Source organism: Fulvivirga sp. (assembly GCF_040218215.1).
Lineage (GTDB): Bacteria > Bacteroidota > Bacteroidia > Cytophagales > Cyclobacteriaceae > Fulvivirga.
This window is the reverse complement of the sequence record NZ_JAVJQL010000017.1, coordinates 44,561-65,711: the sequence shown is the minus strand read 5'-3', so window position 1 is coordinate 65,711 and position 21,151 is coordinate 44,561. Positions and strand designations below refer to the sequence as shown.

21 protein-coding genes are annotated in these 21,151 nt (G+C 37.3%); 6 read left to right on the top strand and 15 right to left on the bottom strand.

Annotated elements, in window-relative coordinates:
• Positions 1-21 precede the first annotated feature (21 nt).
• The 12 genes from RIB54_RS13160 to RIB54_RS13105 form a co-directional block, all read right to left on the bottom strand.
• The gene (locus tag RIB54_RS13160) at positions 22-225 is read right to left on the bottom strand and encodes a hypothetical protein (protein WP_350101335.1); all 204 of its coding nucleotides are present in this window, start codon (positions 223-225) and stop codon (positions 22-24) included.
• 7 nt (positions 226-232) lie between these two features.
• The gene (locus RIB54_RS13155; protein ID WP_350101333.1) at positions 233-886 is read right to left on the bottom strand and encodes a hypothetical protein; all 654 of its coding nucleotides are present in this window, start codon (positions 884-886) and stop codon (positions 233-235) included.
• A 94-nt stretch (positions 887-980) separates the two neighbouring features.
• Complete coding sequence (locus tag RIB54_RS13150; protein ID WP_350101332.1) at positions 981-2,045, bottom strand: AI-2E family transporter; 1,065 nt, start codon at positions 2,043-2,045, stop codon at positions 981-983.
• Between the two features lie 6 nt (positions 2,046-2,051).
• Entirely contained in the window at positions 2,052-2,495 is a 444-nt protein-coding gene (locus RIB54_RS13145; protein WP_350101331.1) for a DUF2267 domain-containing protein, read from the bottom strand.
• A gap of 115 nt (positions 2,496-2,610) precedes the next feature.
• A complete protein-coding gene (locus RIB54_RS13140; protein WP_350101330.1) occupies positions 2,611-3,246 on the bottom strand; it encodes a sterol desaturase family protein in 636 nt (211 codons plus the stop codon).
• Between the two features lie 109 nt (positions 3,247-3,355).
• A complete protein-coding gene (locus RIB54_RS13135; RefSeq protein WP_350101329.1) occupies positions 3,356-3,655 on the bottom strand; it encodes a chaperone modulator CbpM in 300 nt (99 codons plus the stop codon).
• Entirely contained in the window at positions 3,652-4,560 is a 909-nt protein-coding gene (locus RIB54_RS13130) for a DnaJ C-terminal domain-containing protein (protein ID WP_350101328.1), read from the bottom strand. The genes RIB54_RS13135 and RIB54_RS13130 overlap by 4 nt, the downstream gene beginning before the upstream one ends.
• Before the next feature lie 257 nt (positions 4,561-4,817).
• The gene (locus tag RIB54_RS13125) at positions 4,818-6,935 is read right to left on the bottom strand and encodes an acetate--CoA ligase family protein (RefSeq protein ID WP_350101327.1); all 2,118 of its coding nucleotides are present in this window, start codon (positions 6,933-6,935) and stop codon (positions 4,818-4,820) included.
• Positions 6,925-9,348 carry a phosphoenolpyruvate synthase gene (ppsA, locus tag RIB54_RS13120; RefSeq protein ID WP_350101326.1) on the bottom strand — a complete coding sequence of 808 codons (2,424 nt, stop codon included), beginning with the start codon at positions 9,346-9,348 and terminating at the stop codon, positions 6,925-6,927. Before ppsA ends, RIB54_RS13125 begins: the two co-directional genes overlap by 11 nt.
• Before the next feature lie 22 nt (positions 9,349-9,370).
• Entirely contained in the window at positions 9,371-10,141 is a 771-nt protein-coding gene (locus RIB54_RS13115) for an SDR family NAD(P)-dependent oxidoreductase (RefSeq protein ID WP_350101325.1), read from the bottom strand.
• A gap of 17 nt (positions 10,142-10,158) precedes the next feature.
• On the bottom strand, positions 10,159-10,617 hold the full coding sequence (locus RIB54_RS13110) for a phosphomannose isomerase type II C-terminal cupin domain (protein WP_350101324.1): 459 nt from the start codon (positions 10,615-10,617) through the stop codon (positions 10,159-10,161).
• Between the two features lie 91 nt (positions 10,618-10,708).
• Complete coding sequence (locus tag RIB54_RS13105) at positions 10,709-12,466, bottom strand: adenosylcobalamin-dependent ribonucleoside-diphosphate reductase (protein ID WP_350101323.1); 1,758 nt, start codon at positions 12,464-12,466, stop codon at positions 10,709-10,711.
• Positions 12,467-12,767: 301 nt separating this feature from the next.
• Between RIB54_RS13105 and RIB54_RS13100 the strand changes: the two genes are divergently transcribed.
• From RIB54_RS13100 to RIB54_RS13090, 3 genes are read left to right on the top strand one after another with little or no spacing between them, the layout of a single operon-like run.
• Positions 12,768-13,256, top strand: coding sequence for a hypothetical protein (locus RIB54_RS13100; RefSeq protein ID WP_350101322.1), 489 nt, complete (start codon positions 12,768-12,770; stop codon positions 13,254-13,256).
• A gap of 47 nt (positions 13,257-13,303) precedes the next feature.
• The gene (locus tag RIB54_RS13095) at positions 13,304-13,669 is read left to right on the top strand and encodes a GerW family sporulation protein (RefSeq protein WP_350101321.1); all 366 of its coding nucleotides are present in this window, start codon (positions 13,304-13,306) and stop codon (positions 13,667-13,669) included.
• Between the two features lie 12 nt (positions 13,670-13,681).
• Positions 13,682-14,185: a hypothetical protein gene (locus RIB54_RS13090; protein ID WP_350101320.1), complete on the top strand. Its 504-nt coding sequence runs from the start codon at positions 13,682-13,684 to the stop codon at positions 14,183-14,185.
• Positions 14,186-14,282: 97 nt separating this feature from the next.
• On the opposite strand, the gene RIB54_RS13085 is transcribed toward RIB54_RS13090, so the two are convergent.
• Both RIB54_RS13085 and RIB54_RS13080 read right to left on the bottom strand, forming a co-directional pair.
• Positions 14,283-14,864 carry a CDP-alcohol phosphatidyltransferase family protein gene (locus RIB54_RS13085; protein WP_350101319.1) on the bottom strand — a complete coding sequence of 194 codons (582 nt, stop codon included), beginning with the start codon at positions 14,862-14,864 and terminating at the stop codon, positions 14,283-14,285.
• 499 nt (positions 14,865-15,363) lie between these two features.
• Complete coding sequence (locus RIB54_RS13080; RefSeq protein ID WP_350101318.1) at positions 15,364-16,083, bottom strand: phosphoribosyltransferase; 720 nt, start codon at positions 16,081-16,083, stop codon at positions 15,364-15,366.
• Positions 16,084-16,191: 108 nt separating this feature from the next.
• Here RIB54_RS13080 and RIB54_RS13075 point away from each other — a divergent pair, with 108 nt between their 5' ends.
• The gene (locus RIB54_RS13075) at positions 16,192-17,004 is read left to right on the top strand and encodes a universal stress protein (RefSeq protein WP_350101317.1); all 813 of its coding nucleotides are present in this window, start codon (positions 16,192-16,194) and stop codon (positions 17,002-17,004) included.
• Here the strand turns inward: RIB54_RS13075 and RIB54_RS13070 are convergent, their stop codons facing one another.
• Positions 17,005-17,508, bottom strand: a complete 504-nt coding sequence (locus RIB54_RS13070; protein WP_350101316.1) for a YciE/YciF ferroxidase family protein — start codon at positions 17,506-17,508, stop codon at positions 17,005-17,007. It lies immediately after the preceding gene.
• Between the two features lie 60 nt (positions 17,509-17,568).
• Between RIB54_RS13070 and RIB54_RS13065 the strand changes: the two genes are divergently transcribed.
• Both RIB54_RS13065 and RIB54_RS13060 read left to right on the top strand, forming a co-directional pair.
• Entirely contained in the window at positions 17,569-18,690 is a 1,122-nt protein-coding gene (locus RIB54_RS13065; protein WP_350101315.1) for a glycoside hydrolase family 130 protein, read from the top strand.
• A 1-nt stretch (position 18,691) separates the two neighbouring features.
• Positions 18,692-20,959 carry a glycosyltransferase gene (locus RIB54_RS13060; protein WP_350101314.1) on the top strand — a complete coding sequence of 756 codons (2,268 nt, stop codon included), beginning with the start codon at positions 18,692-18,694 and terminating at the stop codon, positions 20,957-20,959.
• Positions 20,960-21,151: the final 192 nt, after the last annotated feature.

The window sequence follows — 21,151 nt, the reverse complement described above, 5'->3', positions numbered from 1 at the left end:
ATGTGTTAAGAAGTGAATGAGCTAACTTATCTTATTATAATTCTCCTTATAATGTTCTAATTTTTGCTTAAGCAATTCGAGATAATCCTTCAGATCATTTGAAGTTACAGTATTGGCTAATGACCCCTTCAAAGCTATTGGGTCTTCATCCAGGTAGGCATATAGCTCCGGAAATTCTGTTTCGATCTTAAGAAGCAACTTTTGAATGTCCTGAACCAGGCACATTTACCTATTATTTATGCTCCAAATCTTCTACACGGTGTTCCAGATTGTCAACCCTGTCTTCAGAGGCTATATTTAATTTACTGCGCAATATGTCTATTGCATGAGTACTGCGCTGGCGTATCTCCTCCCTAATTTCACCCACCTTTTCTTCCATTTCGACAACAAAATCCTTTGTATTGTATTTGAATTCTTCGGTCTTATTTTGAAAGTTTTCAATAGTATCTTTAGACCTGGCTTTAATGAACTCTTCTAATTCATGAATTTCATCAACAAAACCTTCAATTACTTGCCTGCCTTCCTCTATCGTAAGATTTGTTGTTTTTGATAACTGTTTTGCCAAATCGTCAATTTTGGTTTTTAGGTTGTTCTTAGCTTCACGTGGCTTATCCATGATATGGTCAAAAAATTCCTGTAATTCCTTTTTGGTCATGTCCACTTTTTCACTAAGAGCCGAGACCATTTCATCCCGTTTCTCCTTGAGGTCTTCACTGGCTTCTTGTGCTTTTCTTTGATAACCTTCCACAATCTTTTTGCCTTCCTTAATAGAAAGTTTATTGTTTTTAACAAATCTATCTATCAACTCTTCCGTTTTATTTATGCCCATTGCTGCTGAGCCAACTCCGAGATAAAATATGTCGCGAATAATGTGTCTGTCTTCCATGGCTTTTCTTTTTTAATTGATGATAAAATTAACGTGTCGGCATTTGGTTTCTGATGATGGGGATCAAATGACACATTGATTTCAATCAACAGGGTTATTTCCCGATATCCTTTTTGGTACCCAACAACACAGCGATAGGCTTCATTTCCTCTATCTGATCAGCAATCAATTTCAAAATAGCGACAAAAGGCAGGAATAATATCATACCCATAGCTCCCCAAACAATGCCCCCTGCTACTATAACCACAAGTGTTATAAGTGCATTGATCTTCAGTTTTTGGCTAACTGCGAGAGGAAAAATAATGTTGGCCTCCAATATTTGAACGACAACAAATACAATCAACACCCCTATCGGATAAAATACGGAATCATATTTAATCCAAGACACTGCCATTGGAAGTATGGCACCAATGGTGATGCCTACATAAGGAATGAATGTAAGTATAGAGGCCACAAAACCGAAAAATATTGGATTGGGTACTCCCAAAATAAACAGGCCAACGCTATTGAGTATACCAACCACGAGGTAAACAACACCCATACCTTTTATAAAATTGTAATAAGTGATGATAACATCTGGCATCACTTTACTAATGTATTTTTCTGAATCTGAAGGAAAAATAAGATATAGAAAAGCTACCAGTACCTCCCGATAAAACAATATAAGCGCAGAAAAAACCGGTATAATGATAAAAAGTACTAATAAGATGGATGACCGGTAGATTGCAATCGGTATTTCTGGAAGCACATGGGCAGAAATGTAACTTATAAAACTACCAAGAAGCCCCACCTCAGGGTCGATGAATGCTTTGGTCCATGAAGTTGCAATACGCCCATCCAATTGCTGTATAAGTGCTTCCAGTTTATGGGAAAGTTCGGGCCACTCATGCATAAACTGGACAAATTGGTAACTTAGCAAAACTACCACGGATAAAGAAATCATTAAGAACACAGCCAGACCGATAAAAATCGCCCAAAGCCTTGGTACTTTGTGACGCTCCAACCAGCGGCAGAAAGGGTATAATACAAAACTAATGAGCAGGCCTATACTTAATGGAATAAAAAGTGATTGACCCAAATAAAGGATGACTACAATAAAAAAGAGATATTGCAGCATCACCAATGGCTTATTACGATCACTTTTCTCAAACAGGCTCATCTCTCATCAAGCTTTAGCAGACTTTCCCCATAGAGGCTTCAGATCATCTGGCATAATGGCCAAAATATCCTGAACCTCTCCTTCACTTACATGTCTTCTAATTACTTTAAGTACTGCCCGAATGGCATTTTCCCCATCCTTGGAAGTGGTTATGTCATGATGGCCGCTAGGAAAATCTTCATGTACTACTTCACGTATGAAGTCGCCAATGTGCTTAATACGACTTGGTTTCTGCTGATATTTCCAACCATCTACATATAGAGCTTTCAATAGCATGGGCAATTGAGCCATCATCTGAAAAGATTCTTGAATAGTAAGCCTTGATCTTAATGTGTGCAATACTGCCCTTAGCATTCTTTCTGCAAGGTGGTGATCATCAGGAAAGCCCAGCTCTTCTGCTACTTCTTTAATTATTATTTGGGCCTTTTCAATATATAGTTTGTACTTCATGGCTGTAATATTAAATTATATGCCATCAATTTAGGAGATGATAGATTAAATCGCATTGACCTACATCAGAGCTTGGAATGAGTGTTGTCAGGGTTAATAAAAACTACAGCAACAATTAAGGCATGGTATTAAAAATATAGTCCCAAAGACGTGTTGAAACACCAAAAGCCTTCGTTTCAGGATATTTATAGTGGTGGAGTGCATGATGCTTCCATAGCTTTTTCAATGGCGGAAAATTAGGGTGTTTATATCTATGCTGTGCATAATGTAAGATGATATAGGCCATATAGCCAGTTAAAAACCCGGGGAAAAAAGCGTTAGCATACTTACCAGCCACCAGCCAAAATATTGAATAGAAAAGTGAAATTAAGAGTAATGCAGGAAGTGGTGGCATGGCCAGCCTTTCTTCATCTTTCGGGTGCTGATGATGGATGCCATGACCCAGGTGTTGGATTTTTAAGAACCACTTATTACTGGTTTGATAATGATAGCCTGACCTGTGTACCCAATATTCTGCCAATGTCCAGGTTATAATCCCCGCAAAAAAGAGTATTAGCACAGTAGATATGGACAAGCCAAAGCTTGTAATCGCATAAAACAAAAAAACAACTACAATACAAGCGTGCATAAGGACAGGAATCCAAAGTGAGGTTCTGGTAATTTTTTCGAGTAAACCACTTTTGAACAGACGGCCATTCTCTTCCTTATGAGGCCTTAAATGTTCTGGTATTTGAGAATACAGGTCCATCATCTTTAAAATTTAGTTACTCAATCTAAAGTAAGTAACCACTTATCAGGAAAGTATGATATAGATCAACGGCTCAAGTGATTTTAAATTTACTTAAGGTTTTTGTAGTTGGCTAACTATCATTTTCATAGAACCCCAATTTTCTTTTTGATGCATTCAATTCGATTTGAAGTTGGTCTATTCGCTGAAGCAGGTTCATAACAACATCTATCCCTTGAAGATTCAGCTCAAGTTCATGGTGAAGTCGTATTATTTTTTCAAGATTTGTCAAATTTTCTTGATGAATACATTCATTCTGATCAAATGTTAAGATTTCAATAAGCCCAATTTCGTTTAGGTCATTAAAAAACGACATCTCCACATGATAGCACTTACTTAACTTTATAAGTGGGATATATTTTTCTTTATTCATGATGGTCTGAGTTTAGCCAGTTCCTTAAAGAGTTTCTTTTCATGATCAGTAAGGCCTGAAGGAATTTTTACATGATAGGTAATGTACAGGTCTCCATATTTTCCCTCCTTTTTATAGACCGGAAACCCTTTACCTTTTAGTTTCACCTTTGTATTGCTTTGTGTTTCAGGTTTCACTGTAAGCTTTACTTGTCCATCAAAAGTATCAATGATCATGTCACCACCAAGCACTGCCGTGTACAGAGGAAGTTCAACGGTAGTTAACAGGTTGTCATTATCCCTCATAAATTTGGTGTCATTTTTAATTATAAACCTGATAAGCAAATCGCCTTTAGGGCCTCCATTGATACCTTCACCACCGTACCCCTTGATTTTTATTACCTGTTCATTTTTAACCCCTGCAGGAATTGTTAGCCGAATATTCTTTCCGTTGACATTCAATGTTTGCTTATGGGTTTTATATACATCCTTTAAATTTAGATGCATTTCTGCATTGTAGTCCTGCCCCCTAAATTGAACGGCACTTCGGGTTCTGCCGCTGGTAGCCCCGCCACCAAACATGGATTCAAAGAACTCAGAAAAGTCACCTCCCGAAAATCCACCACCAAAACCTTGCGACCCACCACCCGGTGCCCTTTGATATCGCTGTTGTTGTTTTTTGGCCTTTTCAAACTCTTCAGCATGTTTCCAATCTTTTCCATAACTATCGTATTTTTTTCGATTTTCAGGATGGCTGAGTACTTCGTTGGCCTCATTCACTTCTTTGAATTTTAGTTCGGCTTCTTTGTCATTGGGGTTTACATCAGGGTGATATTTTCTTGCCAACTTGCGATAGGCCTTTTTAATTTCATCAGCTGAAGCATTTTTATGAATTCCCAATACCTTATAATAATCAATGTAGTCCATTTGGTGTAGTGAAATAATGTGTGTAATTCACATCCATAAAATTGACACTCAATTACTGAAATAAGAATGATGCACATCAACAAAAAATGTGATACGCTGCATAGAATTGGACAATGAATTATTGTGAAGCTGAATAATGCCCCAGCCATTTGAGTTAGACTAAATTGGTTCAATTTAAGTCTGTTTACTGCATCAAAGGACTGACAATAGGATATAAAATTATGGGTGATGTTTTATCAATCAGCCTTTAGTGATATTCAAAACAAAATCACCCTTGCATCAGCTACTACAACTTCTTTCTCAGAAGCAAAAACCGGGTTTAAATCGAGTGAAGTAATCTCAGGAAAGTCGCTAACTATATGTGATATTTTCATTAGCAATTGTACAATGGCCTCTTTGTTTACCGCAGGCTGAGAGCGATACCCGTCCAGTAATTTCACTCCTTTTATTGATTCTATCAATTGTTTAGCTTTCATTTTTGTCAAAGGTACCATGGCAAAAGACACATCTCCCATCACTTCCACATAAGTCCCCCCTAAACCAAACATAATTGCATGGCCGAAGCCTCGATGGAGTTTTGCACCTATGATTAATTCTATGCCTTTGATTACCATCGTTTGTAATAACACGCCCTTAAATCTCCTGGCCTCAACCAAACCTGAAAGTTGTTTGTAAGCCCCTATCAAATCTTTTTCATTGGTAATGTTTACAATAACTCCTCCTATATCATATTTATGAATCACCCCTTTTGCCACAATTTTGGCCACCAAAGGAAAGCCCAATTTCCCGGCATACTTTATACAATCTTCCAGGCTATCCGCCAAATGATGATCGGCTACATGTAGTCCACATTCTTTCAGTAACTTATAACTTTGGACTTCATCCAAATAGCCTTGCCCATCGGATATTGACTCATCAAGCAATTTTTTGATATGATTGTACTTTCGTTCGCTTAACTTATAAGATTCAGGTGAATCTGTTATTTTCAGATAATCACTATATCGAACATAATTTGCAAGTGCCTCAATTGCTTGTTCCGGAAACTCATAATTAGGCAAATCATACTGATCAAACAGACTATCTACTACCGGATCTTTTACAGCAGGAAATACGGCTGCAAGTGTGATGTCATACTTTCTCGCAGTTTTTATTGATGACTCTAAAGATTCAAGTATCTCATCCCTTTTTGTCATAAATTGAGGTGTGCATATTATTAACAGCATGTCAAATGCCTTTGATTGCAATAATTCGTTGCAAGCATCTTTATATCTTGTAGCATCAGCATCTCCCAATATGTCAATAGGGTTATTGACTGAAGCTGCGGGAGGAAGATTTTTCTTTAATTTCAGCTGTACTTCGTTGGTCAATTTTGCTGGAACCAATTTATGGTTTTCTGTTGCGTCCATTGCCATTATCCCTAATCCTCCGGCATTGGTAATCACCATTAACCTTTTGCCTTTTGGCACCGGTTGATTGGCCATCACCATGGCAGTAGTAAATAGTTCTTGTATCGTATTTACCCTGATAGCGTGACAATCTTCCAGAAAAAAAGAGGTCATTCCATCCGCAACCGCAAGAGCACCGGTGTGTGATAATGCGGCCATTTTACCGCTTTCTGATCGGCCTGATTTGAGTAGAATTACTGGCTTTTTATTGGATAAATTATTCCTTTTTAAAATCTCCTTAAAGCGTATACCATCAGCAAAACTTTCCACATACAACAGTATTGCTCTTGTTTTCGGATCGTCAAACAAATATTCAATCAGGTCATTTTCATCTACAACAGACTTATTACCAATGGTGATGAATTTACTAAACCCGATATCGTGTTTTTCGGCAAATTCCAAAGCATGAATGCCAATGGCCCCACTTTGTGAAATAAAGGCCAGATTACCTTTTCTGGGTATTGCCCTTGCAAAAGTCGCATTTAGGTTGACATTGCTATCGGTATTGACCACACCAAGACAGTTAGGCCCTATCACCAATAGGTCATGTGCCCCTACTATGTTTATCAATTTATCTTCAAGCAACTGGCCACTGGTAGTGCCTGTTTCTTTAAAGCCGGCTGAGATAATTACTATTGTGCTGACATGTTTCTTCTGGCATTCTTCCAGTGCTTCAGGTACCAGCTGGGCTTTCAGAATAATTATTGCAAGGTCAATAGGCCTTTTGATCTTACTGAGGCTTGGATAAACTTTAATCCCAAATACTTGCTTAAGATTAGGATTAATAGGAAAAAGTTTACCCTGATAACCCATATCCAACAAATTTTTCAGTAGGGCATATCCTACTTTATCAACTTTGGCTGAAGCACCAATAATGGCAATATGTCTTGGGTAAAATAATCGGTCAAATTGTAATTTGTTAAAGGGCATTTATTTCCAGATTGATTATTGATTCGGCATGATTGATAGTTCCAATACCTTTGATGAGAGCATCTGGGTTGAATGAAACACTATCAATACCCTCTCTGACCAAAAAAGAGGCAAATAGAGGTGAATCACTGGGTGCCTGCCCACAAAGGCCTATTTTAATAGAAGCATCTTTAGCGGCCTTTATCGCCTGGGTTATTAACTTTTTCACTGCCTCATTTTCTGCATCGAACTGAGAGGCCAATAATTCGGAATCCCTGTCAATGCCTAAGGTCAATTGAGTTAAATCATTTGATCCGATGGAAAATCCATCAAAGTATTTCGCGAATTCATCTGCCAAAATCACATTACTTGGTATTTCTACCATCATATAAAGTTCTAAGCCATAATAACCTCTTTTCAAGCCATATTGCTCCATAATGCTAACCACCTTATGCGCTTCATCTACCGTTCTACAAAAAGGGATCATCAATTTTACATTAGTAAAGCCCATTTCTTCCCTAACCAGTTTCATAGCCTCACATTCCAATCTAAAGCCTTCTTTGTAGCCTTCACTATAGTAGCGCGATGCACCACGCCAGCCCAGCATGGGATTTTCTTCTTCTGGCTCGAATTGCTTGCCGCCAATTAGGTTGGCATATTCATTGGTTTTAAAATCGCTCATTCTGACAATGACATCTTTGGGATAGAAAGCAGCCGCTATGGTTGCCACTGCCTGTGATAACTTATCAATAAAATAATCTTTTTTATTGGTATAACCCTTGGTTAATTCTTCAATCTGCAATTTAGCTTCTTTGTCATACAAAGACTTAAAATTGACCAGTGCCATGGGATGTGTTTTTATAACGTTATTGATTACAAACTCCAAACGCATAAGGCCCACACCATTATTTGGAAGAAAAGACAATTTAAAAGCCTGATCAGGATCAGCTAAAATGAACATCACCTCAGTTTCTGGCAGCTGGATATTTTGTGTATCAATTTCTATAGTTTCCCAACCCAACAAACCTTCATAAACCAATCCCTGCTTACCATCAGCACAACTTACTGTTACCTCTTGCCCATTTTTGAGCAGCTGTGTAGCATTTCCTGTTCCAACCACTGCTACAGCACCAGTTTCACGGGCAACAATCGCGGCATGGCTCGTGCGCCCCCCTCTATCTGTAATGATGGCCGCTGCCTTTTTAAGTATTGGATCCCAGTCGGGATTGGTTATTCCCGTTACCAGTATTTCACCTTTTTTAAGTTGATCAATTTCTGATGGATCATGTAAAATTCGAACCCGGCCAGACGCTATTTTACTGCCAACATTTTTTCCCTCTACAAGTACCCTGCTCTTTACCTTGAGCCGATAATCACAAAATTGGAATTTGGACCTTAAAGAATGGACTGTTTCTGGCCTGGCTTGTACTATATACAATTCACCATCTAAGCCATCTTTAGCCCATTCAATATCCATTGGCTTTTTATAATGCTCCTCTATCAGAACCGACCACTTTGCAAGGGTTATCACTTCTTTATTAGATAACACATATTGCTGTTTTTTGTCGTCCTCAGTATTAAGGTTGATGGTTTTGGTTTCGAATGATAGTTTATTTTTATTATTAGGCACAACATAGGTCATGGTTTTTTCCTTTGCACCCAGATGTTTGTAGAGTATGGGATTCGTGTTATTTTCTAATCCCAATTTAAAAACACAATACTCATCTGGTGAGACATTTCCTTTTACCACATTTTCTCCAAGCCCCCAGGAAGCGCTGATATTTACTACTTTATCAAAACCTGTTTCAGTATCTAGGGTAAAACTGACTCCTGCATATGCAAGGTCTGATCTTACCATTTTCTGCACCCCGATTGAAAGTGCTACATCCATGTGCCTGAAGCCATTATCTACTCGATACTTTATAGCGCGATTAGTAAACAATGAGGCGTAACAGGCAGAACAGGCGGCCAATAATTCTTCATCTGATTCGATGTTGAGATAACTCTCCAATTGACCTGCAAAACTGGCTTCTGGCAAATCTTCTGCAGTAGCACTACTCCTGACAGCCACTTGTATATCTGATCTATAAAGGGATTTTAAATGTTTAAAAGCTGCTTTTACCTCAGTTTCCAGCTGCTGCGGTAATTTAGCTTCAAGTAAAAGTTTACGGCATTCTGCACCAATAATCTGAAGGTTTCTAAATTCTTTAATATCTAGTCCATTTACCAATGAAGTTAGTTTCCTTTCTAAATTATTATCCTTCAATAACTTCCAATAGCCAGCTGCATTGATTACAAATCCATTCGGCACATTGATTCCCTTGGGTTCCAACTTCTTAAATAATTCACCCAAAGAGGCATTTTTTCCACCTACTTTAGGCAAATCTGAAAGGCCTATTTCAGTAAGTTGATGTATAAATTCAAATGACTGCATAACAGCTTATTTTTTATTTCAATTAATGGGCTACATATCCACCATCAATAACCAATTCCTCACCGGTTACAAATTTTGACTCGTCAGAAGCAAGGTATAAAATACCGTAAGCGATATCATCAGGCTCACCCACATGACCAATCGGATGGAGTGCATCCAAGTTTTTCCGTCCTTCCGCCAAATCTATACCCTGCGCTTTCAAGTGATTCTCTACCATTGGAGTCCATATATAACCTGGGTGCACAGAATTGACGCGAATCTTATAAGGGGCATAAATCATAGCATCTGTTTTTGACATAATGCGAACTGCCCCTTTGGATGCATGGTAAGGTGGCGCATCTGCGGCACCAACCAATCCATATATAGAAGACAAATTGATGATACTTCCTTTACCTGCTTCCTTCATATATGGCATCACATGTTTTGTACAAAAGAATACTCCTTTGACATTGATGTTCATCACCTTGTCCCACTCTTCTTCGGTAACCTGATCAGTAGGCAGATTTACGCCTGCAATCCCCGCATTATTAACCAGAATGTTAATAGGGCCCCAATGATTATAAACAGCTTTCATTGTATTTTCAACATCCCTTTCATTACTGACATTCATGTTCCAATAGGCTGCTTCACCCCCTGATGCTTTGATTTCAGTAACCAACGCTTCCCCATCTTCTTCCAACAAATCTGTAACCGCCACTTTGGCTCCTTCTTTAGCAAAAATCAGGCACGTAGCACGACCTATTCCCTGGGCACCGCCAGTTACAACTGCTACTTTATTTTTCACCCTATTCATGACTTTAATTATTTAGTTTAAACTCTGTTATAACGATCTTTAATTCTGATAATATCATCTTCATAAAATTGGCCAAAAGCAATTTCCAATATCTGCGCTGGACTATCAGTGGTTTTGATTTGATGTTCAGTTAGTTTTGGAATGAAAAATTCATCCCCCTTTTTTGCCTCTTCAACTCTATCACCTACCACGATAATTGGATTACCGCTGATTGCTTTCCAAAATTCACTCCTGTATTCATGATATTGAAGGCTCAATTCAGATTGTGCATTAACATTAATGAGCTTGACTGTGGTTTGCTCGTTGTGGGTAAATTGCTCAAAATTACCCCAAGGCCGTACTTCGGTATATTTATCAATCCTGATTTTTTCTTGCTCCTCTATCATGATATTCCATCGAAATTCTGTACCCAAATCAAATAAATGATAGTTTAAGATGCGATGATCCCTGTTAGTGGCGATGTTGATATTTATCAACAGTAGCAATAAGTTAAAGGAGCAAACTTATCTATGACCAGAAAATTGGAATGGTTTTTTTCCATTTGCACTTTACATAAAAAACAAATGATCAAGACAACTGACATATTTTGCAGCCCTCGAGAACAATTTTTCTCTTATGTATTTTACTTCCTGAATGTTGCAGCACCTGATCTGACTTAGAGCCATCCCTATAAACGGTGATTCCTTTAAGGCCCATTTTCCATGCTTGCATAAATATTTCAGCTATTTTATCTTGAGTGCTGTTTTCAGGGAGATTGATGGTTTTTGAAACAGCATTATCTGTATGTTTTTGAAATATCTGTTGATGCAACAAATGATATTTGAAGGGTATTTCATTGGCTACCATAAATAGTTTTTTCACCCTTTTATCTATCTTTTTCACAGATGCCACACTGCCATAATCCAATATATGTTTCTTAAGGTCGCCATTGTCAAGTTTATACTTATCAATAAACTGCATTACGTGTTCATTAGCTTCCGATAGACTTTCCCCATCCAATACATGGTGCTCGTATGCCAACCCATACAGAGGCTCTATCGAGGAAGATGTATTTGCAATTATTGAAATACTACCTGTAGGTGCGATGCTCGTAATGGTTGCATTTCTGAGCGGATGATCAGGGAAATAGATGCTTTTCCCCCAATTAGGAAAAGAGCCTTTTAAAATGGCCAAATCTTCAGAAGTTTGTTTGCCAATTTTATCTATAAAAGACATAATTTTTCTTCCCAATTCTACTGCCTCAGCAGAAGCATAAGGAATTTGTAATTTAATGAGCATTTCTGCCCAACCCATTACACCAAGACCTATTTTACGATTTGCCCTTGCCATTTGCCCTAATATCTTTTTAGGATAATGATTGGCATCAATAACATCATCCAGAAAACGAACAGCATGCATAATGGTGTTTTCTAAAAGGAGCCAGTCAACTGCTGGCTTTTTAGAATTCTGGATTATCATCTTAGATAAATTTATTGATCCCAAATTGCAGGACTCATAATCAAGCAATGGCATTTCCCCGCAAGGGTTCGTGGCCGTTATCTTTCCAAGTATCGGTGTTGGATTGGCTCTTTCTATAGCATCAAGAAATAGTACCCCCGGATCACCAGTATTCCAGGCATTTTCACTGATTTGCCCCCAAAGTAATCTAGCACTTATTTCTTTGGTTTGAGTATTTGCTGGATGTCTTAATGTCCATGTGTTGTTAGAAACAACAGCATGCATAAATTCATCGGTAATACCGATAGAAAGATTGAAATTACTGAGTTCGCCATTCCAGCTTTTAGATGTTATAAATTGTTCAATATCAGGATGATCAATATTTAAGATAGCCATATTTGCTCCACGCCTTTTACCTGCCTGCTTAATTTGATCAGTCATTTTGTCAAACAAACCCATAAACCCGACTGGCCCAGAAGCAATTAGACCGCTGTTAGTGACCAAACTGCCAGCGGGTCTTATTTTCGAAAAATTAAAACCAGTGCCACCACCACTCCTTTGAATAAGAGCTGCCAGATGTAGGGTATCAAAAATGGCATTTGTGTTATCTTCAACGGGCAGTACAAAGCAGGCACTCAACTGCCCCTTTTTTAGCCCTGCATTCATTAATGTGGGTGAATTTGGCAAGAAATAAAGTTTCACCATCATCTGATAAAAAACCTGATGCCAATGATCTACTGCGGTCTTGCCTCCATATTTATATTCAGACTTAGAAATAGAAGTGGCCACTCGATTAAATAACCCTTCAGGAGTTTCGTTGATAACGCCTTCTGATGTACGCCTGAGATATCTGGCTTCAAGAAGCTTTTTACTATTGGCTGAATACATAATGTAAGTCTATATAAACCCAAAAGGCGAGTTTAACTCGCCTTTTGGGTTGGCTATACCTCCTGACATATCTGCCAGGATAGTGTGCAGCCTCCTTTTATTACTTCCGGGTTAGTAACCTCGGGAAGTATGATACAAATGTAATTGACAATGGCATCACAAGAAATGATGTGCATCAAATTGCCCAATGATCTTAATCAATACCGATAGTCATTGAGAACAATCAAGCTCCCTGATGATGGGCATCATCAGAAATTTCGGATAATGATAGTACCTACGCATAATGAAATGAGAATGAAGTGTGGCATCGATTATATTCACCATAGGAATTATTTCACTAATAGTATTCTGGCTCCTTTTCAGCCCGATAACAGTACGGTTGGATACCGTAAACAACATCTATTATTTAAAGCTATTGGGAATCCTGACAATTTTTCCCTCATGGACTTCCGGTGAATTTAAGATTTCAATCCAATTTCCATTCTATCGATTTGAGTTAGATCCTACTGATAGTCGAAAATGGAAAAAGAATGAAAAAGTGCCATCTAAAAAAATCAAAAGAAACATACCTATCTCTAAAATCATAAGTGTCATAAGGTCATTTAAGGTTAAAAAATTTAGAATAAATATAGATACTGATGATTATTACTGGAATGCCCTGCTCACTCCCTTGATGTTACTTTTTACACATATGGGACTTCAGGTGTCCATTAATTTTCAAGGGAAAAATGATTGCCAATTAATCATAACCAATTCCTTATGGAGAATGGGATGGGCGTATTTGAGATGAAAGGCTGAATTAGAATAAAACAATTATCAACTTAACAAATAGAAATCATGGAAATGAATTTTGATGAATTACTGAAAAAAATTACCGATTTCATAAAGTCCGAAGCGAAAACGGATACAGTAATAGGAGAACCCTTTAAATTGGGACAGTTTGATTGTGTGCCTGTTATTAGAATTGGTATGGGCTTTGGAAGTGGCGGTGGCGGTGGAGATGCACCAAAAACAGGTAAAGGAGAAGGTGCCGGAGCAGGTGCTGGTATGGGTATAGAGCCAATAGGCTTTTTGGTAACCAAAGATGATGAGATCTCCTTTTTGGGTGTAAATAAGTCAAGTAAGGGTATTGCGGCTGTCTTTGAAAAAGTACCTGACTTAATTGAAAAAATGCTAGAGAAGAAAGAAAAGTCATCAATTTAAGCTTAGCAAAACATGACCACTATAAAAAAAACAGGGATTGGGATTCTTGTTGTCTTTACTCTGCTGATACTATTTGCCTTTTGGTATAAATGGCAATATTCAATGGATAAGGCCGAAAGTTTTGAGGTAAATAGTTCAGAACTTCCCAACAAGGTACTGATAGCTTCACAAGGAAGTGACTTCAAAATGAACTTGGTTTCATCAATTATAGATAATCTGAGGGATAAAGAGGTATATCTAAAGGTTATTGACGTTACGGATTTGAAAAATGTAGATGAAGACTCTTGGAATGCAATTGTAATAATCCACACCTGGGAATATAATCAGCCTCAAAAAGATGCGTCAAAATTTATTGATGGAGCTGAAGAGCCTGAAAAGCTAATTATTATAGGGACCTCGGGTAGTGGTGATTTAAGGATCAAAGGAATTGATGGAATGAGTTCAGCTTCAATGATGCGTGACGTAGATTCTACTACTGAATATGTATTATCAAAAATTGAGGAGAAACTAGAGTAGTTTTTCTTTCAATGATATTCCCTTTGGGAGCCTACTTATATCCAGACTCCTTAAGGGAATGATTCTGGTGATAAAGGTAACTACTAACTGGTCAAACTTATCGCTTACTTTTTAATACCCAGTAGATGCCCTTGATATCTGATTGCCAGCTATCGAATATAAATATTAATACAATCTCCTCCAGGGTTTCCAGTATACCAATGAAAAGCATGCTAAAAAACATCCACTCTAAAGGTTGATAGAACAAAGCGGACAGTATGAAAAGAGACTGTACTACAGCAGAAAGTTTGGCCAGATAGGTATGGAAGGCCGTGGCTTTGCTATACTTCCTCCATGCCAACAGCATTTGTAGTGAGTACAGTCCAAAACCAAGCAATAGCCATATATAATGATCTAGGATAAACGTGTGATCAAACACCAAAACACCTATTACGCCTATCACAAATGTCACCTGATCACCCATAGAGTCAAGCTGTGATCCTCTTGGACTTGATATTTTAAGCCTGCGCGCCAGGTAGCCATCAATTGCATCAGTTGCATAGCTGATTAAGAGCAGCCAGGTGAATGGTTCTCTTTTATCTATTAGAAGCAGCCAGACCAATATGGGTGAGATAGCTATTCTGTAAAATGAAAACCAATCTGCAATATTAAAATTTTTAAAAGTAAGTCGCTTGTGCATCTGTAATTTGCTTTTGCACCCTAAATTATAAGACAAAAGCCTATTTAATAATGATATATGGTAGCCGATCAGTTGATTTCAATCAATAAAATTCTGTTAATCATAATCATTACCAGCGATGACCTAAATCATCGTAAGCGATACATTGCCTTATTACCTTTACATTATCAAGCCAGAGATAAAAGGTTAGCCTTGAAAAGCTTGACTAAATGTTTTACTGATTTTTGAAATTTTTCCGTTCGCAAGAAAGGGGATTGGGATGAAGGAAGACTCATTTAGTTTGAATCTAATGAGCTTAATGCTTTGATGACGAGGCCGTAATAACTGTAACTTGACATTTTGTAAAGCTAAGGATTTACTAAATGAGGTGGGCATTTCATAATATGATCAATGCCCACCTTTTGTATATTGACATTTATCAACGTTAACACGTTCTTGAATTTCAAGAAATTTAAAGCGCTCCGAGTTAACTTATCCGTTGTTAAAAAGAAGAATTATACTAAAATTGGAGAATTTCTGACCTGTTAAGGTAATCGATAACTTCATAATCTTCCACTTGATCAAATTTTTGATAGAACTGACCCACTGCCTGAAAATCATCATTTTGTTTTAAACAAAACAATTTATCAACAAGAGGTTTTAGTTTATTTAATGCATTTTTTGAAGCAGCGGGTACGGCCAATATTAATTGTTTAGGCTTTTTTGACTTAATATATTTTAAAGCTGCCTCTGCCGTATATCCTGTTGCCAAACCATCATCAACAACAATTACTATCTTATCTTCAAATGATTTTAGATATCGCCCCTCATTGTACATAGAATTCTGTTTCTCCAATAATTTTGATATCCGCTCAGCTTCTTCATTAATGTAGCTTTTTGAAACTTGGTCTATTGAAGCTAACACCTTATAACCAGCAAGTGTTACTGCTCCAATGGCATATTCCTTATTCTGCGGGTGCCCTATTTTTTTGGCAGGTACAACTTGAAGTGGTAAATGCAAAGAACCTGCAATTACAAAACCTACAGGCACTCCTCCCCTGGGGAGAGCAACCACTATTCCATCACAATTTTTAAATTCAACAAGTTGCTCTTCCAACAGAAAAGCGGCCTCATGTCTATCCCGAAAAGTCATATTAGTAGTATTGTGTTTAGAAAATAAATTTCCGTGATTATTAAATTCATTCTGATGATGCCTGTCAACCACCTCATTGATTGTCATCAAAAGGTCTGAACTCTAGTAGTGACTGATATCAATACTGGCATTGAGGTGGATCATGGTGTTTGGATTGAAATAATTAGAGCTTAGAACATTAAAAAAACAGATGTCATGAGGATAAAAAAAATTCTTGTACCTATTAATTATTCTGATTGTTCCATTAATGCCCTTAGATACGCTGGGCAACTAGCCAAACAATTCGAGGCTAAATTATTAATTATTCATGCACTCGATAATGGTAATATTCTCACTTCTAAAATGGTTGAAGAACAAAAGCAAAGACATATTGAAAAGATATCTGCCATCTTAGACAATGAGCCTAATGTTTCAAGTATTATAAATGATATTCTCATTACTGAAAAAACTCCTAAGGATGCCATATATTGGGCAATAGATGAGTTTTATATTAACTTGATAATTATGGGCACTGAGGGTGCACATAGACCATTTGACGAGTTAGTAGGATCCTTTACATACCATGTCATATCTAATAGCAAGCTTCCTCTGTTAACCATACCGGAAAACTGCCCATATATACCACCGCATAAAATAGGTTTTGGAGTAGACTACAAACTCCTAGAGCATACATCAACACTTGATATTCTATTGGACCTTGTTTATGCCTATAATAGCAAATTGGAAATATTTCACGTTAAAACCTCAGACACTAGAAAGAATACTTTAGAGATTTATGAATCCACCAAACTAGACGATTATTTTAGTGGTGTTAATCACGAGTTCCAAACAATAGAACACAGTTCAATCATGTCTGGATTATCAAGTTATATAAATAAAAACAAACCCGATTTAATGGCCATAATGCCACGGAAATATAATTTTTTTAAGTGGCTGTGGCATGATAGTGTTTCAAAAGAACTAGTACAGCATTTACCTTTACCCATTCTAACCATTCCTGAAAAATAATTAAACCCTGACTTCTTTGGCTTTCAAATTAACCCATTCCTCTGCAAGTATAGCCAGCTTTTTATCCATGATTTTCTTTTCTTCAAGATTCAAATGGATTTTGTTGGCCACTTTAAATAATTCCAAAGTATTAGCATAATTAGAAACAGCCCCGTAATCAGCTATTTGATAGTGAATAACATGCTGTAAGGTGGTGATAATTCCCGCATCCATCACTTCAGTATCCATACAGCACTGATCCAACTCTTTGATTTCATCCAACATTGCTTTAATTGCCTCACATTCCTTCCCACTCTTTTGCAAAAACAACTCTTCAAAAACCTGCTTCAATCTCCATCTTTGATTCTCCTGTTCTTCAACAAAGGTGCCTATTAGATTCCTTAACCTCCCATCTGTGGTTTTTTTAAGGATTAGAGGAAGTTTGTTTTTTAATTGCTTTTCACTGTCATAGATGGTGCAAAGCTTTTCTTGCATTAAGTCGTTTAGATTGACAATTGGTTTCATTCCCTTTTTGTTTTGTGTTCTTTATTTTATCAAAATTAGAGCCTATGACTTACAAGTTGAATGACTGGTATCATAGGTGGCATTGACGGGTATCATGGCTGTTTTTATTTAAAACACTCAACTTTAAGCACCATGATAAACGTCACGAACAAAACCAGATTAATAACCAAAACCAAGCATGGTTTTGAGAATGAAGGTGCTTTTAATCCTGCAGTTTATAAGGAGCCTGATAGTGATATTGTCCATCTATTTTACAGGGCTGTAAGAACAGGTAATTATTCCAGTATTGGATATTGCAAATTAAATGGTCCTATGACTGTACAAGAACGACATGACAAGCCGCTGATCTTTCCAGAAAGGCCATATGAATCCCAAGGCGTAGAAGACCCCAGAATTACCAAAATAAAAGATACATACTACCTCACATACTCAGCTTATGACAACACAAATGTGAGAGGGGCATACGCCACAAGCAAAAATTTAATTGAATTCCATAAGCAAGGTATTATCACCCCAAAGTTCACATATCGCGAATACAAACACTTCATAGAATGTAGTAACGGGCTTTCTGACAAATATCTTTTCCATTATAAACTATTCAAAGAGCACGGCTTAGGACCGGAAGTGGCCAGCAAACTACTGGTTTGGGATAAAAACCTGATGTTTTTTCCACGAAAAATCAACGGTAAATTTGCTTTGCTGCATCGCATTCACCCTGGTATTCAGCTGGTGATGTTCAATAGTTTTGAAGAATTGAATTTAGATTTCTGGGAGCATTATTTTATTAAGCTTTGCGATCATGTAGTAATGGATCCTGAGCTTCCACATGAATCCAACCACATTGGTGGTGGATGCCCCCCTATTGAAACAGAAGAAGGTTGGCTCTTTATCTATCATGCCGTAGAAGCCACTGCAAAGGGCAATGTATATCATGCATCAGCTGCTTTACTCGATCTTGAAAACCCAGTCATTGAAATAGCGCGGCTACCCTATCCACTAATTTCGCCAGAACTCCCTTGGGAAAAAGAGGGCTATGTAAACAATGTAATCTTCCCCACAGGGAGTGCCTTGTTTGGCAATGATCTATATATCTATTATGGTGCTGCTGACGAAAGTGTAGGGGTAGCACAAGTAAAACTCGATGCGCTTATAAATGAATTAATTAAATCAAAAAAGAAATAATATGAGTCAGTATCCTAATAAACCAGTTGTTCTTTTTTTGACTTCATATCCAACAAGGCCGTGTGGCATTGCAACATTTAGTAAAGATTTGATTACTGCAATCCATGATAAATTCAGCGGCAATTATGAACTAAGGGTCTGTGCCCTGGAAAATTCAAATCATAATAATCATGTATATCCGGAGGAAGTCATTTACCAACTAAATACCAATAGCCCAATTGATATTTTGAAAACCGGGGCAAAAATCAATAATGACCCGAATATTCAACTGGTATGCCTGCAACATGAGTTTGGACTGTGGGGCGGAAAGTATGGCAATCTTCTTTTAGACTTGCTGCCGCTGATTAAAAAACCAATAATAACAGTATTTCACACAGTGCTTCCCAATCCTAATAAAGAACAAAAATTCATTATAAAAGAGATTGATATACATTCCAGTAAATTATTGGTAATGACCAAAAGCTCCGCCCTTCTGTTGGCCAAAGATTACGGAATCATAAGTAAGAAGGTGCACGTTATTCCACATGGCACACATCATATATCCTGGAACGGCCAAAATACCTTAAAAAGAAGATACGGATACACTGACCAGATTGTACTCTCCACTTTCGGTTTGCTCGGTCCAAATAAAAACATTGAAACCACCATCCTTGCCTTGCCTGATCTGATAAAATCACACCCAAAAATAAAGTTTCTAATCCTTGGCCAGACGCACCCTGAAATTATCAAGAACGAGGGAGAAAGCTATCGCTCATATTTAGAAAAGCTGGTTGACAAACTTGCGCTTCAAAACCATGTGGAATTTGTTAATAGATACCTTTCATTAAAGGAATTATTGGAATACTTAAAACTTACTGACATTTATATCTTCAGCTCAAAAGACCCACACCAAGCAGTAAGTGGCACATTCGCCTATGCCATGAGTTGCGGCTGTCCTGTTATTTCTACACCAATACCTCATGCTATGGAAGAACTTGACAAAAAATCAGGCAGGTTCTTTGATTTTGAAAACCCAAAATCGCTGATCAAAACCCTTACACCTTTACTGAAAAACCGCTTAAAAAGAAAACAAATGGCCCTGCATGCCTATCAAAAAACAAGAACCACCAGGTGGGAAAATATAGCCATTGCTTATCATGATATTTTTCAAATGACCGTCCCAACCCAAAATGTAAATTATAGAAAACCAGAAATTAACATTGATCATATTCTAAAGCTTACTGATAAATTTGGTATGATCCAGTTTAGTAAGATTACCAAGCCTGATCCATCAAGTGGATACACCCTTGATGACAATGCGCGTGCCTTAATAGCGCTGATTATGTATTATAAAAACTCTGCTGATCACGAGGTGCTATCTTACATTTCAACATATCTAGATTTTATAGAATACTGTCAAAATGAAGATGGTACATTTCAGAATTATGTGGATTATCAAAAGCAGTTTCACAAACTCAACCATTATGTAAATTTGGAAGACTCGAACGGTCGTGCCATTTGGGCTTTGGGTTTTGTTGTTGCCAATGGAGCACATCTTCCAAAATCCATAGTTGAAAAGGCCGACTCCTGTCTTAAAAATACGTCTCCTTGGTTATCAAAAACATCTTCTCCACGGGCAATCGCATTTGTAATAAAGGGCTTGCATGCTTTTTATGAAATTCATCCGTCTGAAGAACTCAAAAGGCTTATAGCCCAATTGGCAGACAAATTGATTGCGAGATTTATTGCTACCTATGGGAATAACTGGACATGGTTTGAAAACTCTTTTACTTATGCCAACAGTATCCTTCCTGAAGCCCTAATACTTGCCTATGACATTACAGGAAGATTAATATACAGGAACATTGGAATAAGTACAATGAACTTTTTAATCTCACATATTTTTTTAAAGGAGTATATAAAGGTTATTTCTAATAGAGGGTGGTTACAAAGAGACAATATTCAGGAGTCGCATGGAGAACAGCCAATTGATGTATCCTATACCATCCTATCACTTAAAGTCTTTTTCCAAATTTTAAACATTGAACATTATCACATATTAGCTACCAGAGCATTTAGTTGGTTTTTGGGCAATAACCAAATAAGACAAGTAATGTATGACCCCTTGACAGGAGGCTGTTATGATGGTCTGGAAACAAACAATGTCAACCTAAATGAGGGCGCTGAATCTTCAGTTTGCTTTTTAATGGCCAGGTTAACTATGGAAGAGCTCAATTCAGTACCTTACAAACTCAATATTAATTCAATTAAAAAATCAAAAGTAACGTAGTATTAAACTATAGCATCTTTATTTTGAGACATTTTAGATTATTTACAATCAGCATACTATTTTTCATTCAATACTAACTGATCTAATATAGTATTGAGATATTTGACGAATGAGGTAAAATTGAAGATCATGTCTTGCTTATCTTTTAATTTCAATCTTTTTGCAAGTCAATTCTATCTATTTCTGCCAGTT

Coding starts and splice junctions, on each gene's coding strand:
- RIB54_RS13160 (WP_350101335.1), bottom strand. CDS start 225: ATGTGCCTGGTTCAGGACATTCAAAAGTTGCTTCTTAAGATCGAAACA.
- RIB54_RS13155 (WP_350101333.1), bottom strand. CDS start 886: ATGGAAGACAGACACATTATTCGCGACATATTTTATCTCGGAGTTGGC.
- RIB54_RS13150 (WP_350101332.1), bottom strand. CDS start 2,045: ATGAGCCTGTTTGAGAAAAGTGATCGTAATAAGCCATTGGTGATGCTG.
- RIB54_RS13145 (WP_350101331.1), bottom strand. CDS start 2,495: ATGAAGTACAAACTATATATTGAAAAGGCCCAAATAATAATTAAAGAA.
- RIB54_RS13140 (WP_350101330.1), bottom strand. CDS start 3,246: ATGATGGACCTGTATTCTCAAATACCAGAACATTTAAGGCCTCATAAG.
- RIB54_RS13135 (WP_350101329.1), bottom strand. CDS start 3,655: ATGAATAAAGAAAAATATATCCCACTTATAAAGTTAAGTAAGTGCTAT.
- RIB54_RS13130 (WP_350101328.1), bottom strand. CDS start 4,560: ATGGACTACATTGATTATTATAAGGTATTGGGAATTCATAAAAATGCT.
- RIB54_RS13125 (WP_350101327.1), bottom strand. CDS start 6,935: ATGCCCTTTAACAAATTACAATTTGACCGATTATTTTACCCAAGACAT.
- ppsA (WP_350101326.1), bottom strand. CDS start 9,348: ATGCAGTCATTTGAATTTATACATCAACTTACTGAAATAGGCCTTTCA.
- RIB54_RS13115 (WP_350101325.1), bottom strand. CDS start 10,141: ATGAATAGGGTGAAAAATAAAGTAGCAGTTGTAACTGGCGGTGCCCAG.
- RIB54_RS13105 (WP_350101323.1), bottom strand. CDS start 12,466: ATGTATTCAGCCAATAGTAAAAAGCTTCTTGAAGCCAGATATCTCAGG.
- RIB54_RS13095 (WP_350101321.1), top strand. CDS start 13,304: ATGGAAATGAATTTTGATGAATTACTGAAAAAAATTACCGATTTCATA.
- RIB54_RS13090 (WP_350101320.1), top strand. CDS start 13,682: ATGACCACTATAAAAAAAACAGGGATTGGGATTCTTGTTGTCTTTACT.
- RIB54_RS13085 (WP_350101319.1), bottom strand. CDS start 14,864: ATGCACAAGCGACTTACTTTTAAAAATTTTAATATTGCAGATTGGTTT.
- RIB54_RS13080 (WP_350101318.1), bottom strand. CDS start 16,083: ATGACAATCAATGAGGTGGTTGACAGGCATCATCAGAATGAATTTAAT.
- RIB54_RS13075 (WP_350101317.1), top strand. CDS start 16,192: ATGAGGATAAAAAAAATTCTTGTACCTATTAATTATTCTGATTGTTCC.
- RIB54_RS13070 (WP_350101316.1), bottom strand. CDS start 17,508: ATGAAACCAATTGTCAATCTAAACGACTTAATGCAAGAAAAGCTTTGC.
- RIB54_RS13065 (WP_350101315.1), top strand. CDS start 17,569: ATGACTGGTATCATAGGTGGCATTGACGGGTATCATGGCTGTTTTTAT.
- RIB54_RS13060 (WP_350101314.1), top strand. CDS start 18,692: ATGAGTCAGTATCCTAATAAACCAGTTGTTCTTTTTTTGACTTCATAT.